Source organism: Pseudomonas sp. NFR16 (assembly GCF_900108875.1).
Lineage (GTDB): Bacteria > Pseudomonadota > Gammaproteobacteria > Pseudomonadales > Pseudomonadaceae > Aquipseudomonas.
Map to the genome: position 1 here is coordinate 176,993 of NZ_FNYJ01000006.1, position 15,854 is coordinate 192,846.

General features: G+C 60.0%; 17 protein-coding genes. 11 read left to right on the top strand and 6 right to left on the bottom strand.

The window, feature by feature from the left end; genetic code table 11:
• Window positions 1-4 precede the first annotated feature (4 nt).
• A complete protein-coding gene (locus BMZ10_RS21965; RefSeq protein WP_093467110.1) occupies window positions 5-1,000 on the bottom strand; it encodes an alpha/beta hydrolase in 996 nt (331 codons plus the stop codon).
• 127 nt (window positions 1,001-1,127) lie between these two features.
• Here BMZ10_RS21965 and aroC point away from each other — a divergent pair, with 127 nt between their 5' ends.
• From aroC to BMZ10_RS21995, 6 genes are all read left to right on the top strand, one after another.
• Window positions 1,128-2,219: a chorismate synthase gene (gene aroC, locus BMZ10_RS21970; RefSeq protein ID WP_093467113.1), complete on the top strand. Its 1,092-nt coding sequence runs from the start codon at window positions 1,128-1,130 to the stop codon at window positions 2,217-2,219.
• 37 nt (window positions 2,220-2,256) lie between these two features.
• A complete protein-coding gene (locus tag BMZ10_RS21975) occupies window positions 2,257-3,405 on the top strand; it encodes an MFS transporter (RefSeq protein WP_093467906.1) in 1,149 nt (382 codons plus the stop codon).
• Entirely contained in the window at window positions 3,402-4,016 is a 615-nt protein-coding gene (locus BMZ10_RS21980) for a methylthioribulose 1-phosphate dehydratase (RefSeq protein ID WP_093467116.1), read from the top strand. Before BMZ10_RS21975 ends, BMZ10_RS21980 begins: the two co-directional genes overlap by 4 nt.
• Window positions 4,017-4,102: 86 nt before the next feature.
• Window positions 4,103-4,648, top strand: a complete 546-nt coding sequence (locus BMZ10_RS21985) for a 1,2-dihydroxy-3-keto-5-methylthiopentene dioxygenase (RefSeq protein WP_093467119.1) — start codon at window positions 4,103-4,105, stop codon at window positions 4,646-4,648.
• A 7-nt stretch (window positions 4,649-4,655) separates the two neighbouring features.
• Window positions 4,656-5,339 (top strand): acireductone synthase, encoded by a 684-nt coding sequence (mtnC, locus tag BMZ10_RS21990; RefSeq protein ID WP_093467122.1) that lies wholly within the window; start codon window positions 4,656-4,658, stop codon window positions 5,337-5,339.
• A gap of 315 nt (window positions 5,340-5,654) precedes the next feature.
• Window positions 5,655-6,371, top strand: a complete 717-nt coding sequence (locus BMZ10_RS21995; RefSeq protein WP_093467125.1) for a helix-turn-helix transcriptional regulator — start codon at window positions 5,655-5,657, stop codon at window positions 6,369-6,371.
• A 133-nt stretch (window positions 6,372-6,504) separates the two neighbouring features.
• On the opposite strand, the gene BMZ10_RS22000 is transcribed toward BMZ10_RS21995, so the two are convergent.
• Window positions 6,505-6,783, bottom strand: coding sequence for a DUF3509 domain-containing protein (locus tag BMZ10_RS22000; protein WP_093467128.1), 279 nt, complete (start codon window positions 6,781-6,783; stop codon window positions 6,505-6,507).
• Window positions 6,784-7,281: 498 nt separating this feature from the next.
• Here BMZ10_RS22000 and BMZ10_RS22005 point away from each other — a divergent pair, with 498 nt between their 5' ends.
• Both BMZ10_RS22005 and BMZ10_RS22010 read left to right on the top strand, forming a co-directional pair.
• On the top strand, window positions 7,282-7,827 hold the full coding sequence (locus BMZ10_RS22005) for an ankyrin repeat domain-containing protein (RefSeq protein WP_093467131.1): 546 nt from the start codon (window positions 7,282-7,284) through the stop codon (window positions 7,825-7,827).
• Window positions 7,828-7,894: 67 nt separating this feature from the next.
• A complete protein-coding gene (locus BMZ10_RS22010; RefSeq protein WP_093467133.1) occupies window positions 7,895-8,419 on the top strand; it encodes a hypothetical protein in 525 nt (174 codons plus the stop codon).
• An 84-nt stretch (window positions 8,420-8,503) separates the two neighbouring features.
• Here BMZ10_RS22010 and BMZ10_RS22015 read toward each other — a convergent pair whose 3' ends face one another.
• Genes BMZ10_RS22015 through BMZ10_RS22025 form a run of 3 tightly spaced genes read right to left on the bottom strand, consistent with a single transcriptional unit; the run spans window position 8,504 to window position 10,514 of the window.
• Entirely contained in the window at window positions 8,504-9,361 is an 858-nt protein-coding gene (locus tag BMZ10_RS22015; RefSeq protein WP_093467136.1) for a DUF3618 domain-containing protein, read from the bottom strand.
• Window positions 9,358-9,783 (bottom strand): phage holin family protein, encoded by a 426-nt coding sequence (locus tag BMZ10_RS22020; RefSeq protein WP_093467139.1) that lies wholly within the window; start codon window positions 9,781-9,783, stop codon window positions 9,358-9,360. Before BMZ10_RS22020 ends, BMZ10_RS22015 begins: the two co-directional genes overlap by 4 nt.
• Window positions 9,783-10,514 (bottom strand): hypothetical protein, encoded by a 732-nt coding sequence (locus BMZ10_RS22025; protein WP_093467142.1) that lies wholly within the window; start codon window positions 10,512-10,514, stop codon window positions 9,783-9,785. The genes BMZ10_RS22020 and BMZ10_RS22025 overlap by 1 nt, the downstream gene beginning before the upstream one ends.
• A gap of 238 nt (window positions 10,515-10,752) precedes the next feature.
• On the opposite strand from BMZ10_RS22025, the gene BMZ10_RS22030 reads away from it, so the two are divergent.
• The 3 genes from BMZ10_RS22030 (at window position 10,753) to BMZ10_RS22040 (ending at window position 14,357) form a co-directional block, all read left to right on the top strand.
• On the top strand, window positions 10,753-10,944 hold the full coding sequence (locus BMZ10_RS22030; protein ID WP_093467145.1) for a PLDc N-terminal domain-containing protein: 192 nt from the start codon (window positions 10,753-10,755) through the stop codon (window positions 10,942-10,944).
• A gap of 170 nt (window positions 10,945-11,114) precedes the next feature.
• Window positions 11,115-11,975, top strand: coding sequence for a polyamine aminopropyltransferase (gene speE, locus BMZ10_RS22035; protein ID WP_093467148.1), 861 nt, complete (start codon window positions 11,115-11,117; stop codon window positions 11,973-11,975).
• Between the two features lie 309 nt (window positions 11,976-12,284).
• Window positions 12,285-14,357 carry an LTA synthase family protein gene (locus BMZ10_RS22040; RefSeq protein WP_093467151.1) on the top strand — a complete coding sequence of 691 codons (2,073 nt, stop codon included), beginning with the start codon at window positions 12,285-12,287 and terminating at the stop codon, window positions 14,355-14,357.
• 186 nt (window positions 14,358-14,543) lie between these two features.
• On the opposite strand, the gene BMZ10_RS22045 is transcribed toward BMZ10_RS22040, so the two are convergent.
• On the bottom strand, window positions 14,544-15,839 hold the full coding sequence (locus tag BMZ10_RS22045) for an OprD family porin (RefSeq protein WP_093467154.1): 1,296 nt from the start codon (window positions 15,837-15,839) through the stop codon (window positions 14,544-14,546).
• Window positions 15,840-15,854: the final 15 nt, after the last annotated feature.

The window sequence follows — 15,854 nt, forward strand, 5'->3', positions numbered from 1 at the left end:
CAGCTTAGGCGGCGGGCAGGGCGCCGATGAACGTGAGGATCCGGTCGGTGACTTCGCTGGCCAGTGGCAGCTGTGGGTCCTTGTACGACGCCAGCTGACGCTTCATGTCCATCGGCACGATGCGCAGCACGTGGTTCATGCCATCGATGATCGCCAGTTGCGAATCCGGCTTGGCCTGTTGAAGCAATTGCGCATCGCCCACGCCGACCTGCATGTCGTTGCGCCCCTGGATGATCAGCGTGGGAATTTTCAGACGGCCGAACGCGGCGGTCGGATTCTGCCGGAACAGTGAAATCAGATACGGTTGAACGCTGGGCCGGAACACCACTTGCAGCGGGTCAGGCACGTTGTCGTCGGTCTTGCCAGCCTTGATCTGCTCGATCAATTGCTCGCTGCGCGCGAGCAGAGGTGGCGGCAGACGGTATTGCAGTTGCTCGCGCACCACCTGATCGACCGGCCGGCCCGTCCCGGCAACGGAAATCAGCGCCACGGCGCCCGCGCGCTCGGCGGCCAGGGAGGCAACCAGCGCCCCTTCACTGTGGCCCATCAGAATCAACGGGCCCAGACGCGGGTCGGCCTTGAGTTTTGCGCTCCAGGCGACGGCATCGTCGACATACTTTTCTATGCTCAGATCACGCTCGTCAGGGGTGGCCGGCCGGCTGGCCGCCACGCCGCGCTTGTCATAACGCACGCTGGCGATGTTGTGCCTGGCCAGGATCAGTGCCAGGCGTTTCATGCTGTCATTGCGCCCGCCATCGGTATTGTTGCCATCACGGTCAGTGGGGCCGGAGCCTGCAATGATCAGCACGACTGGCACCGGGTTCGGCGATTTGGGCAGCAGCAGCGTGCCGAAAAGCTCGCCGGTACCGGTGTCCAGACTGATCGGGCGTTGCAGCACCACGGGTGTTCCAGCGTGGGCGAGGGAGGACAGCAGGGTCAGGCTCAAGATGATTGCTCGCAGCGGCCAGAAGCCGCGAATCAGGGGTAAGGCACTCAGCATCTCAAGACCATCATCAATAAAGTGTCAATTGGACGCGGCCAATCGAAGAAGGTTCGAGGATGAACTACGCGCGCAGGCTGCGTATACTGGCGCGCTGAGTTATCGACTGTTTTTCGGAGCCTCCCGCATGTCCGGCAATACCTACGGCAAGCTGTTCTCTGTTACCACCGCCGGCGAAAGCCATGGTCCGGCGCTGGTCGCTATCGTTGATGGCTGCCCGCCGGGCGTTGAGCTGTCGCTGGAAGACCTGCAACGGGACCTCGATCGTCGCAAGCCAGGCACCAGCCGCCACACCACGCAGCGCCAGGAGGCTGACGAGGTGGAAATCCTCTCCGGCGTCTTCGAAGGCAAGACCACCGGCGCTGCCATCGGCCTGCTGATCCGCAACACTGACCAGAAGTCCAAGGACTACTCGGCGATCAAGGATCTCTTCCGTCCGGCCCATGCCGACTACACCTATCACCATAAATATGGCATCCGCGATTACCGCGGCGGCGGTCGCAGCTCTGCGCGTGAAACGGCGATGCGTGTGGCGGCGGGCGCGATCGCCAAGAAATACCTGGCGACCCAGGGCATCTCGGTGCGCGGCTACATGAGTCAGCTGGGCCCGATCGACATCCCCTTCAAGACGTGGGACTCGGTGGAGCAGAACGCGTTTTTCAGCCCTGATCCGGACAAAGTGCCTGAGCTCGAAGCCTATATGGATCAGTTGCGCCGCGACCAGGACTCGGTGGGCGCCAGGATCACGGTGGTCGCCGAAGGCGTCATGCCTGGCCTGGGCGAGCCCATCTTCGACCGTCTCGACGCCGAGCTGGCGCACGCGCTGATGAGCATCAATGCGGTCAAGGGCATCGAAATCGGTGCCGGGTTTGCCAGCGTTGCCCAGCGCGGCACCGAACACCGCGACGAGCTCACCCCTGAGGGCTTCGTTTCCAACAACGCCGGCGGGATTCTCGGCGGGATTTCTTCCGGCCAGCCGATCGTCGCCCATCTGGCCCTGAAGCCGACCTCGAGCATCACCACGCCGGGCCGTTCGATCGATGTCGACGGCCATCCGGTGGAGGTGATCACCAAGGGTCGCCACGATCCTTGCGTCGGCATTCGCGCTACGCCCATCGCCGAAGCGATGATGGCCATCGTGCTCCTTGACCACCTGCTGCGCCATCGCGGGCAGAACAGCGATGTGCGGGTGAATACGCCGGTTCTGGGTCAGCTGTAATGCGTTGGCCCGACGCGGCTGCCACGGGCTGTTGAACGTGGCAGCGTTGCCGTACTGGCGACTGTCCAGTTTCTATCTGTTCTATTTCGCCTTGCTCGGGGCCACGGCGCCGTTTCTGGCGCTGTATTTCGATCATCTGGGGTTTCCCAGTGCGCGCATTGGCGAGCTGATCGCCATTCCCATGCTGATGCGCTGCGTTGCGCCGAACATCTGGGGCTGGCTCGGCGATTATACCGGGCGGCGGCTGCCCATCGTGCGCTTCGGGGCGGTCTGCACGCTGGCCTGTTTTTCGCTGATTCTGCTCGACAAGTCCTACGCCTGGCTGGCGATGGTGATGGCCCTGCACGCGTTTTTCTGGCACGCGGTGCTGCCTCAGTTCGAGGTCATCACGCTGGCGCATCTGCAAGGGCAGACCTCACGGTACAGCCAGATTCGGCTGTGGGGCTCGATCGGATTCATCCTGACGGTGGTGGGGCTGGGACGCCTGTTCGAGTGGTTCAGCCTCGACCTGTATCCGCAGGCGTTGCTGTTCATCATGGCCGGTATCGTCGCGAGCAGCTGGTGGGTGCCCAACGCCCAGCCTGTGAACAGCGGCCTGCGCCAGGCCGGGGACGGCTTCGTCCGGCAATTGCTCAGCCCCGGCGTATTGGCCTTTTATGGCAGCGTCGGGCTGATGCAGCTCAGTCACGGCCCGTATTACACCTTTCTGACGCTGCACCTCGAGCACATGGGCTACACCCGCGGCATCATCGGTATGCTCTGGGCCGTCGGCGTGGTCGCGGAGGTGCTGATGTTTCTGGCCATGAGCCGGATCCTGCAACATTTCAGCGTCCGCCGGGTGCTGATCGCAAGTTTCGTGCTGGCGTCGTTGCGCTGGCTTTTGCTGGGCAATCTGGCTGATCATCTGCCGGTTCTGATCATCGCCCAACTGCTCCATGCCGCCACCTTCGGCAGCTTTCACGCGGCTGCCATTCATTTCGTACAGCGTAGTTTCGGTGCGCGTCAGCAAGGGCAGGGCCAGGCGTTGTATGCCGCTTTATCCGGCACCGGCGGCGCACTGGGCGCGTTGTATTCCGGTTACAGCTGGAATTCACTGGGGGCCGGCTGGACTTTCGCCATTGCCAGTCTGGCGGCCATGGCCGCCGCCATTCTGACTGCATCACGTTTGAAAGAGGACCGCGTATGAATCGCGAAACACTGGCCCAAGACATCATCGAAGCAGGCCGCTTTCTCTACGGTCGCGGCTGGTCGCCTGCCACCAGCAGCAACTACTCTGTGCGCCTGTCCCCGACCCAGGTGTTGCTGACGGTGTCCGGCAAGCATAAAGGGCAGCTCGGCCCGGACGATGTGCTGGCCACCGACCTGGACGGCAACAGCCTTGAGCCGGGCAAGAAGCCGTCGGCGGAAACCCTGTTGCATACCCAGCTCTATAGCTGCAAGCCTGAAGTGGGCGCCGTGTTGCACACCCATTCGGTCAATGCCACGGTGCTGTCGCGGCTGACGGCTGGCGATCATCTGGTGTTCGAGGATTACGAACTGCAGAAGGCGTTCAGCGGCGTGGTCACCCACGAATCCCGGGTGGTGGTGCCTATATTCGATAACGATCAGGACATCGCGTGCCTGGCGCAGAAGGTCCAGCCCTGGCTCGATCAGCATCCCGATTGCGCCGGTTATCTGATTCGCGGCCACGGCCTGTACACCTGGGGGGCGAAGATGAGTGATGCTTTGCGCCAGATCGAGGCGTTTGAATTTCTGTTCGAGTGCGAGTTGAAGACGCTGTCAGTCCTCAATCGCTGATGCATCGCCGCTCTTTATTTGCCTGTATGAAACGCGCCTGACCGGCCAGCAGAGCCGGCGCGCCGACCGAACCGAGGAACCCCGTCATGAGCAGTCTTAGCGTTTATCACGTGTCATCCCCTGAGTTGCCGAACAAGGTCCTGACTCACTTCGAAGACATCGCCTCGACCCTGGCCGAGCACGGCGTGGCGTTCGACCGCTGGCAGGCAGCCACGCCCATCGCCCCGGGCGCCAGTCAGGAAGACGTGATTTCGGCCTACCGCACACAGATCGACAAACTGATGACCGAGCGCGGCTACGTCACCGTCGATGTCATCAGCCTCAACAGCGATCATCCGCAAAAAGCCGAATTGCGCGCCAAATTCCTTGACGAGCATCAGCATGGTGAGGACGAAGTGCGTTTCTTCGTGGCCGGACGGGGTCTGTTTACCTTGCACATCGGGGATTTCGTCTACGCCGTGCTGTGCGAGAAGAACGATCTGATTTCTGTTCCCGCGGGCACGCGCCACTGGTTCGACATGGGCGAGCATCCACATTTCGTCGCCATTCGACTGTTCAACAACCCGGAAGGCTGGGTCGCGAAATTCACTGGCGAATCGATCGCCAGCCAGTTCCCGCGTCTGGAAGACTGAGAATCCCATGGCCATCAAAGCAATTCTGACCGACATCGAAGGCACCACCAGTGCTGTGAGTTTCGTCTTCGACGTGCTGTTTCCGTATGCGAAGGCGCATTTGCCGGATTACGTTCGCGAGCACGCCGACGAGGCGCAGGTGGCGGCGCAGTTGCAGGCGGTGCGCGAAGACAGCGGCGAACCTGGCGCTGATGTCGAACGCGTGATCGAAATTCTGCTGGCCTGGATCGCCGAGGATCGCAAGGCAACGCCGCTCAAGGCGTTGCAGGGCATGGTCTGGCAGCAGGGGTACCTCGCCGGGCAACTCAAGGGCCACGTGTACCCCGACGCGGTCGAAGCCCTGCAGCGCTGGCACGCCGAAGGCTTCAGGCTTTATGTCTACTCATCGGGATCGATTCAGGCGCAGAAGCTGATTTTCGGCCGTTCCGAGGCGGGCGACCTGTCACCGCTGTTCAGCGGCTATTTCGACACGACCTCGGGTCCCAAGCGTGAAGAGGCGTCGTATCGGACCATTGCGTCGGCCATCGGCGTTGCGGCTCATGAAATCCTGTTTCTCTCGGACATTGTCGAGGAACTGGACGCCGCCCAGGCAGCCGGAATGGCGACCTGCGGGCTGGTAAGAAGCGGTGGGTCGCTGGAAGGTCATGCCAACGTTGCCAGCTTCGCGGTGATCGATCCGTCGGCGTTCTGACGACACGTTCTGTCGGTAGAAAAAATGAACGGCCAATGTTTCTGACATTGGCCGTTTTCGTTACTGGAAGATAAAAAATGTAAGCACGTTTTTGTTCGTTTGTGGGAAGTTGCTTGTTTGTAGGTCAGGCATGCCTGTTTGTTTTGACCCTTGTGTTTAACCCCCACGGACTGTGTAACCCTTCGCCTGTCGGATCCTGACAGCTTTTCAAGACGCGCGGGTCGTACATGACCTGCACCGTCGGGAGGCTGGCATCTATTACAAATCAAAAGGCCATTCAGGGACGCGAAATGACGTTTTTAAACGGAGGGGAAGATGAAAAACGTGCACACAGGGACGCTGAGCCCATTGATCCAGCAAATGGTCAGCAGCATCACTGAACAGGACGGCGACGCCGCCATTGCCAACGCACTGGACTGGCTCAGGGAAGAGTGCCGCTGCGAGCGGGCCATGCTCTATCAGTACCGCAACGGCATGTTGCTCAGTTGCATCACCGCGAACGTGGACAGTTACTGGAAAGACCTTTACTGCCAGGGCCGGTTGATGATCGAAGATCCGGTCATACGCTGCTTTCGACACACATTGGGGTTTCTCGACTGGGAAGACGCTTTCAAGACCTACCCGCCGTCATCCGCCTACATGGCGGCCGTTGAAGACTGCCAGCTGTTGCCAGCGTTTTCCTATGGATACAGCAGCCAGAATCGTGCGAATCAGGGCGTCATCACCATCTGCTCGCTTAATGGCATGGAGCGCCCGCTGACCCATAACGACCGCTACCTGCTGACGAGTCTGGTGCCGATGCTGCATGTGGCGGGCAAGGGCAGGCAATTGCAGACGCGGGCGTTAACGCCCAAGGAGCTGGAAATTCTCAAATGGGCGCGTGAAGGCAAGACGGCCTGGGAAATTGGCCTGATCAAGGAAGTGTCCGAAGCGACCGTCAAACATCATTTCAAGAGCATTTACGCCAAGCTCGGCGTGACCAATCGTGCCCAGGCGGTGGGCGAGGCGCTGTGTCGAGGCATAATCACCTGACAAGGTGGCCTGTGCGGTGATGTCCTCGCCGCGAGCGATGCATCGTCAGGACGAAAAAAAACCGCGACGGCACGCATGCTGTCGCGGTTTTGAAAGGGATGCTTCAAGGGTGTAACGGCCAACGGGCGTCGACTCAACGCGTGTGGTAAGTCGGCAGATCGAAGCGGTGCTGGCTTTGCAACATCGAGATGGCTGGCAGTTCACTGGCTTGTGCTGCCAGATCGCGGCGAATCGCACTGATGACCCATTCGAGCTGAACCGGAGTGTGCAACTGGGCATAGGACACGGAACGGCGAATCTGTTTGCCCTCGTGATTGCGCAACGACAGCAATACACCGCCGTCAGGACGCGGCTGGGTGGTGACTTCGAAATCGGAGAATACGGAAGCGAATTTTTCTTGAATGAAAGTCATGTCTAGCGGCTCCATTGCTCATGGGATAACAAGCTTGGAACTACTAGTGCAGTGACTGTGCCAGTCTTTAGGGTTATAAAAAATCGTTTTAAATCAATAGGTTAAGATTTTATGAAGTTTTCTGTTTCGTGCAAATTGCATGACTGGCTGTTGGACGTCCTGCATTTTGCGGGAGAAGAGGAGGGTGCTGAGGGGAAAATCGAGCGGTATTGAAATCTCAGACAGCGTTATCCCGGATTTATTTCCAGACGCTACAGAATATTTCCACCGCGCCGACAGATGGCTATGTGCCGCAAGTGCACCTTTTTGTGGAGGCCACGGGCTGAGACCACTATTGAGGCGCGTCTATAGGCGCGATCAATATTCCTGCCTCGCAGTCGGCGGACCGAACTGGCATCGTGCAGCGATATGGAACTTGACCTCAGGCCCGGGTCTCTGAGATTTTCCGGCTCACATGATCGATCACGCGCAGGCCGTCTGCGCTACAGGAGTTACGCAATGTCTGAAGCACCTAACGCCCCCGGTTCCGCCACCCGCATGACCGATGAGGAGGCACTGGAATTCGCCGAGCAGGTGTTCGACCGTGCGCGGGCCGGCGATGCCCAGATGCTGGATCGCTTGCTGGAAAACGGACTGACTCCCAACCTGCGCAACCACAAGGGCGATTCGCTGCTGATGCTGGCCAGCTACCACGGGCATCAGGATGCGGTGAAGGTTCTGCTCAAACACAAAGCGGACCCGGAGCTGCGTAATGACAATGGACAAAGCCCGATTGCCGGCGCCGCGTTCAAGGGCGATCTGGAAGTCGTCCGGATTCTGGTCGAAGGCGGAGCGGACGTCGAAGGCGCGTCTGCCGATGGTCGGACCGCGCTGATGATGGCGGCGATGTTCAACCGCACGGCGATCGTCGATTACCTGATCTCCAAAGGTGCCAACCCCCACGTTCAGGACGCCAAAGGGGTCACACCCTTGATGGCCGCTCAGACCATGGGCGCTACCGAAACCGCGGAGCAGTTGACCCGGTTGGGCGTGTCAGGCGCCTGAAGCGATAGAGGCGCGCAGCATTTCCGGCTATTCTGCGCGCCTGTTTTTCGCCAGCGGATCACTCGACATGAAAGCTTCACTCATCGAATTCATCAGCAAGATCAGCTCCGGCTGCATGAGCGACGAGGAAATCGAAAAAATCGCCGATGAGGCCGCCCAGGCTTATGCCGACCCGCAAGGGTTTCTCGACGCCAACCCCGACATCAATTACGACGACACCTTTCCCATTCCCTTGGGCGAGTGGATCGTCGTGGGCAGCCTCCCGGAAACGGTGATGTTTCAGGCGGACACCTACATGGATCTGTTCAGTGAGATCACGGCGTCGTTTGGCCCCGATGTCACGTTCAACATCAAGCCCAAACAATTGGCCAAGGCCGAACCGCTGACCGCGCTGAATCGAATCCAGATCCAGCTGGGCAGCATGAACAAGGAAATGGGCGGCTATGTGCTGATGAATCTCAGCGAGCCACTGGATGATGAGCTGCAGACGGTGTTGGTCTACGGCAATGACCGTGCGCGCGTGATGGAGCTTGGTGTGGAGCTGGGCATTCTCATCGAGCCGTCGCTCGAGGCGCTCAAAGGGCAGGAATGAAACGACGGGCAGCGGACTGCCTGGATGCGTTGAAAGCTGCGGGGGCTTAACGTCCGGCCCCCGCACGACTTCTACTGCCGATTTTCAGACATCCAGGTTGGAGCCCGTGACGGGGGCCGACGGTTTCGCCTGTCTAAGGTCATCCACAACGTCCTTGCCCAGGTCCGAGACTGACTCCCAGGCCTGATCCATCGTGGTTTTCACTTTATCGGTGAGTTTGTCACGGGTCTGGCCGAACAGCTTGTCCTCGTGGCTGGTCTTGGGCAAGGCCACGCCAATTGTGGCGCCCAGGGCAATGCCGATGGCGGCCAGTGCCAATGGCTGCTCCTTGAGCATGTAATCCAGCGTGCCCTGCAGGTTGCGGCCCTGACTCAGAAGCGCGTCCTGCGTGCGGTCAGCGGTCGACTTCAGCGTGTCGCGGGCATTTGAGGTGCCCGATGTCGCGCGTCCCTTGAGGTCATCCATTTTGTCGCTCGCGCCCTCTGCCAGGTGGCTGGCCTTTTCGCCGAGCTGATGGGCCGATTGGCGCACGTAATCTTTCGCACCGCTCAGAGAGTCACTGACGGCGGCAGCAGCGCCGCCTAACGTTTCGCCCACCTGACCGAGCACCGAAGGCCCGCTGCTGTGCGGCCGGTTGTTCTGACCGAGCATCAGCCAGCCGACGCCGACCGTGGCGAGAACGACCGGCACCGGGTTGTTTTTGATCGAGGTGCCTAGATTGGTGAAGAACTCGCCGCCGTTGTTCCTGGTGAACGCCAGCGCCTGGTCGAACAGCTGCCCCGGCGACAATTTGTTTTCCAGTGCATCGACGATGTTCTCGATATTAGCGCGCCGTGCGTCGATATCGCGCTCCAGCGTATCGGGACTTCTGGGAACCTCGACGTCGGGAACGGCGTCCTGCTCGAACTGCTCTTTGGTCGCAAAACTGCTTTCAGTGCTCATGAGACTTTCCTCTGAATAGCGTCTTTATCCTTGTTGAGGGCATGCATCGTGCGTTCAGGCGCGAGTTGGGACGGTTCGAGTTGTTTCTTGCCTGACTGCACCATCACGAAACCTGCGATCATCGCGACCGCCCCGACGATCAGGGCAGCCAGCCACGGGGCAACGTAGAGCGCCAGACCGTAGACGGCGGCCATGAGCAGAATCACCAGGCCTGCGAGCATGAACACCACGCCCCCGGCCACGGCGGCGGTCGCTGCTTTGGCGGTATCGATGGAGGTTTTGATCTCGGCTTTGGCAAGCGCCAGTTCTTCACTGATCAGTGCGGGGACCTCATGCGCCAGTTGCCGCACGAGCCCGAGCACCGATTGCTCGCTGTCTGGATTGCTGCCGCTGCTGCGCGGAACGTCTGGATTGATGGCCATCACAGCTCTCCTTTATTGGCGGGCTTGTCGGTGGACGTCTCGTCTGGCCTTGCGTGGGAGGCGTCGCGGTCGTTGTGATCTTCAAAACTGCCCATCTCGGCCCCCGATTGCTGAATCCCTGGCTCGTGGTCGCTGTCGGCGGCGGGCGCAGACGACATGCTCCAGCCGGGCGGGACCGACTGGCTGCGTATCACATCGTCGGTGTGCGGCGGGCGGACGGCGAGTTCCTCGTCGGCGGCGATCCTGGGATCGAACGCGTCGTCTTCGGCATCGGCGCTGCGGGCTGTGGAATCAGGTGAAGAGGGCTGTGCCAGATCCGGCGTGCTGGCGCGCATGAAGCGCGAGAGGCCAAAGCCCAACGCAATGCTGCCCGTCAGAAACAGCGCCGGGTTATCGCGGGCCAGCCGCGACACCTGATGCAGCAGTTCATCGGCGCTTTTTCCGCGCAGGCTTCCGGCAAAGCTGCCCAGGCTGTCCGCGACATCGGTGATGTAATGAGACAGGCCCAAGGTGTCCTTGTCTTGCAGTTGTTCGGCCGCCGACGTCGCACTCCGGGCCAGATTTTCGATCTCGTCTGCCGCGCGCTGCCGATACTCGTCCAGATGTTCAGTCCCTTGTTCCCGCGCCGTGTCGAACAGTGCCTTGGCGTCGTCCTGCAGGGTGTGGAGTGCGTCATTGGGTGGCATGGAGCGCTGCTGCGCGCCGTCGCCACCTTGGTTGATCGTGGGCATCTTGGTCACCTTCCTTTCATAGAAAGAGATGCTCACCGCGGCTTCACTTCTGGCAGTTGCATCTCACGCGGCAGGAAATCTGCACGCTGTAAAGGGTTGAGCCGGGAGTAGAATCAGTAGTTCTGAATGAGAGACGGACGGCGGCTGCATCTTTCGCAAGGCGCTGCACCAACCCGACGGAACCCTCATCGCGCCGCGCGACTCCTATCTGGGCAAGCCTTCAATTAGGAGCGACACCATGGGTTCCACCTTCAATGGTCTGGTTGGACTGATCATTCTGGCCCTCGACATCTGGGCCATCATCAATGTGTTGAAGAGCGGCGCCGAGACCGGCATGAAGATTCTCTGGGTGCTGCTGATCGTGCTGCTTCCGGTCCTGGGCCTGATCATCTGGGCAATCGCCGGCCCGCGAGGCAATGTCCGCGTCTAGACGGTGGCAAGGATTCAGAACATCGACGCCTGATTGGCCTGTTGCGCAATCAGGCGTTTTTCATGGGCGGCGCTGCGAGATTCGACCTGTAATGGCGGGCGACGTAGAATGCGCGCCTTTCTTGTGGGCGGCCCGCCGTCCTGTCATCAGCTTTAATCAGGGACCCATCCATGAGCGATTATCAAGAAACGTTGTACGAAGGCTACGGCCAACGCTTTCGCATGGAAAAAATGCTTCACGAAGTGCGCACCGAACATCAGCATCTGGTGATCTTTCAGAACCCACGCATGGGCCGGGTGATGGCGCTCGATGGCGTGATCCAGACCACCGAAGCCGACGAGTTCATCTACCACGAAATGCTCACGCACGTGCCGATTCTCGCCCACGGCCTGGCCAAGCGCGTGCTGATCATCGGCGGCGGAGACGGCGGCATGCTGCGTGAAGTCGCCAAACACGCGACCGTCGAGCACATCACCATGGTCGAAATCGACGGCACCGTGGTCGAGATGTGCAAGGAGTTCCTGCCGAACCACTCCAAAGGTGCGTTCGAAGACCCGCGTCTGAATCTGGTGATCGACGACGGCATGCGCTTCGTCGCCAACACTCAGGAAAAATTCGACGTCATCATTTCCGATTCCACTGACCCCATCGGCCCTGGCGAAGTCCTGTTTTCGGAAAACTTTTACCAGGCCTGCCACCGCTGCCTGAACGAGGGCGGCATTCTGGTCACCCAGAATGGCACGCCGTTCATGCAGTTGAGTGAAGTTCAGACCACCGCCGGGCGCATGAATGGCCTGTTTGCCGACTGGCATTTCTATCAGGCGGCCGTGCCGACCTACATCGGCGGCTCGATGACCTTCGCCTGGGGCTCGACCAACACCCAGTACCGCAAGCTTGCCCTCGACACCTTGCGTCAGCGCTTTGCCGGCAGCGGCATCGTGACCCGCTACTACAACCCGGAAATCCATCTGGGCGCGTTCGCGCTGCCGCAGTACGTGTTGCAGGCCGTGAGCAAATCGAGCAACGACTGAGGCTCGCGATGTGACGTTCATGCCTTCTGAATGGCTCAGGGGGCAGGACGCTTTGTAAGAAAATGTTTGAACATCATTGAAGCAACGGAATTTTCACCGGTTCTTCGGGAAAATTCCGTCGCTTGAAATCTGCCTGTCCCGCTATCGTTGCCGTCCGGCGCCCGTTCGCTCATGAAGAATGAGCAGGAGCGGTGGTAAACAGCCAGCGTTCACGTAATATTTGCCCCCCGCGACCCCGTCCGGCGTTTCGATGTCACCGGGCGCGAAGGCTTTTGAACTTCAACCTGAATCCAACGGATCCCAAGACACATGGCCAACACGGACGCCCCGGCGCGCGCGCCGCAACCTACCGTCAGATCGCACCTGGCCTACACGCTATTGAGCGGTCTGGTGCTGATGATCCTGTACACCCTTTTGCGCATTGCGCTGCTGGTTTACAACCGTGAGGGGATTGGCGCGACGCCAGCCTCGACCTTCATCGAAGCGTTCGGCAATGGCCTGCGTTTCGACCTGCGTCTTGTGGTCTACATCCTGATTCCGCTGTTGCTGGCCCTGTTCAGCGCCCGCATGATGGCCGCCCGTGGCCTGTTCCGATTCTGGCTGACGCTGGTTGCCAGCCTGACCACGTTCTTTGGCCTGATGGAAATGGATTTCTACCGTGAATTCCACCAGCGCCTCAACGGCCTCGTGTTTCAGTACGTCAAAGAAGACCCGAAGACCGTTCTGAGCATGATCTGGTACGGCTATCCGGTCGTGCGCTATCTGCTGGCGTGGGCATTGCTGACCTGGGTGCTGAGCCTGGTCTTCAAAGGCGTGGATCGCCTGACCCGTCCCCGTGGCGGTTTCAATGTCAGCCGTACCGGCAATCGCGTCGTCGCTCCGTGGTACACGCGCGTTGCCGTGTTCGTTCTGTGTCTGGTCGTGGCCGTGATTGCCGCTCGCGGCACGTTGCGTCAAGGCCCACCGTTGCGCTGGGGTGATGCGTACACCACCGAATCGAATTTCGCCAACACCCTGGGCCTGAACGGCACCTTGACGCTGATCGCTGCGGCCAAGAGCCGTATGTCCGAAGATCGCGACAATATCTGGAAGGCGACGTTGCCGCAGCCTGAGGCTCAGCAGATCGTGCGCGACATGCTGCTGACCGACAACGACAAGCTGGTCGATGCCGATCGTGCAGCTGTCCGCCGCGATTTCACGCCGCCGCAAGCCAATACGTTGCCGATCAAGAACGTCGTGGTGATCCTCATGGAAAGCTTCGCCGGTCACTCGGTCGGCGCGCTGGGGGATGAATCGAACATCACGCCTTATTTCGACAAACTGTCCGAAGAAGGCCTGCTGTTCGATCACTTCTTCTCCAACGGCACTCACACCCACCAGGGCATGTTCGCCACGATGGCGTGCTTCCCGAACCTGCCGGGCTTCGAATACCTGATGCAGACGCCGGAAGGCAGCCACAAGCTGTCAGGCCTGCCGCAGTTGCTGAGTGCGCGTAAATACGACGACGTTTACGTCTACAACGGCGATTTCGCCTGGGACAACCAGTCCGGTTTCTTCAGCAACCAGGGCATGACGAACTTCATCGGTCGTAACGATTTCGTCAATCCGGTGTTCTCCGATCCTACATGGGGCGTGTCCGACCAGGACATGTTCGACCGTGGCGCGCAGGAGCTCAAGGATCGCGAAGCCAAGGGCAAGCCTTTCTATGCCTTGCTGCAGACCCTCTCCAACCACACGCCTTATGCGCTGCCGGCCAACCTGCCCGTTGAACGGGTTACCGGTCATGGCACGCTCGATGAACACCTGACCGCCATGCGTTACTCGGACTGGGCGCTGGGTCAGTTCTTCGAAAAAGCCAAGAAAGAGCCTTATTACAAGGACACGCTGTTCGTGGTCGTGGGCGACCATGGCTTTGGCAACAACGAGCAGATCACCGAGATGGACCTGGGTCGTTTCAACGTGCCGATGCTGATGATCGCGCCGGGCCTGCAGGACAAGTTCGGCAAGCGCAGCAGCATCGTCGGCACACAGATCGATATCGTCCCGACCATCATGGGCCGCCTGGGTGGCGAGACCGTTCACCAATGCTGGGGTCGCGACCTGCTGAACTTGCCTGCTGGCGATCTGGGCTTCGGTGTGATCAAGCCGTCGGGCAGCGAACAGACCGTTGCGCTGGTGACCGGCAACCGCATCCTGATCGAGCCAAAGGAGATGGAGCCGAAGGTCTACAGCTACGAGCTGGGCACCAAGCCGCACGCCGAAGTGATGCCCGACGCGGCGGATGTCGCCGAGTTGCGCAAGAAGCTCGACAGTTTCCTGCAGACCGCTACCAAGAGCCTGCTGGATAACACCGCCGGTGTGAAAGACGCAAAACCGCAGTAAACCTGCACAATGAAAAACGCCCCGGTCTCGGGGCGTTTTTTTTTTGCCTTGGCGAACGACGAATTCCACCGCAGGCACGAATTCATTCGCGATTGAATATTCAGACGCTGACGATGCAGCGCCCGCACAACCCCTTCGCGAATGAATTCACTCCTCCCCACACGTGCATGTCGGTAAGCCGCGTTATCAGAGAACCGAGAAGTTGTAGCTGAGGATCACGCGGGTTTCGTCGACGTCGCGGGCGAAGCTTTCGTAGTTGCTGCGGAAGGTCGCGTTGCGCAGGCGGATGCTCAGGTCTTTGAAGGTACCGGTCTGCATCACATACTTGACCTCGGTATCACGTTCCCATTCCTTGCCTTCGCTGTCGCTGCCAGCCACTTTGATGTTGTCGCCGTTGACGTAGCGGGTCATGAAGCTCAGGCCGTTGAAGCCGATCGCCTTGAAGTCGTAGTCGTAACGCAGTTGCCAGGAGCGCTCTTGAGCGGCAGCGAAGTCGTTGATCTGGATGTAGTTGACCAGATACGGGTTGGTGCCATCCAGATAAGGCATCGACGTGTCGCCGATCATGGTCTGCCAGCCAACGGTCAATTTGTGCCCGGCCAGCGCGTAGGCGAGCAGGGTGCTCAAGGCCTGGTTGTCGATCTCGCCGGCCCGGGCTGAGCCGTCATCATGGCTCTTGATGAAATGCACATCGGCGGAGGCCACACCCGGCCCGACCTTTTCGCTGCCGAGCAAGCCGACATAGTGCTGGTGGTAGACGTTTTCCAGCGCCGCGTAGTGGTATTGCGCGGTGATGGCGGGCGTGACCTGGTAATCAACGCCGTACATGTCGAAATGGTTGCCCGTGATGTCGCTGGTGTAGCGCTTGTTCTTGCTGTTGAGGCGAATGTCCTGCGAGTCGGTCGAGTCCCGCGCGGTGTAGTGATCCAGTCGCGAGGCCATGAACTTGAAGCCAGGCAGGTCTTGGGATGTCAGCATGCCGCCGTTGAACATGGTCGGCAGCAGACGGCCATCGTTGTATTTGAGCAGCGGCAGGTCGGGCATCATTGCGCCGTATTTGAACACCGTCTGCGAGTAGCGCACCTTCGCCGCTGCGCCAAACTTGGCGTATTCGCCTTTGGATTCGCGTGGATTGCGACCGCTTGACGGCAGCAGACCCGTGCCACTGCGGTCCGGACTTGAGTCCAGCTGAAAGCCCGCCATGCCCAGCGCGTCGATGCCGAAGCCGACAGGTCCTGTGGTGTAACCCGACTGGAAGTTCAGGATGAAACCCTGCGCCGCTTCTTCGCGCTTGGACGCCCCTTGCGGATTGGAGCTGCTGCCATCCCGGAAATCACGGTTGAAATACATCGTGCGCGATTCGATGTTCGCCTTGCTGTCTTCCAGAAAACCTTCGGCGTATACCGGGGCAGTGACGCTCGCGAACAACGACAGCGTGCCAAGACCGACAAGCGTGCACGGGCGGGTGCGGCCAATAAGCATGAGAACTCCAGATCA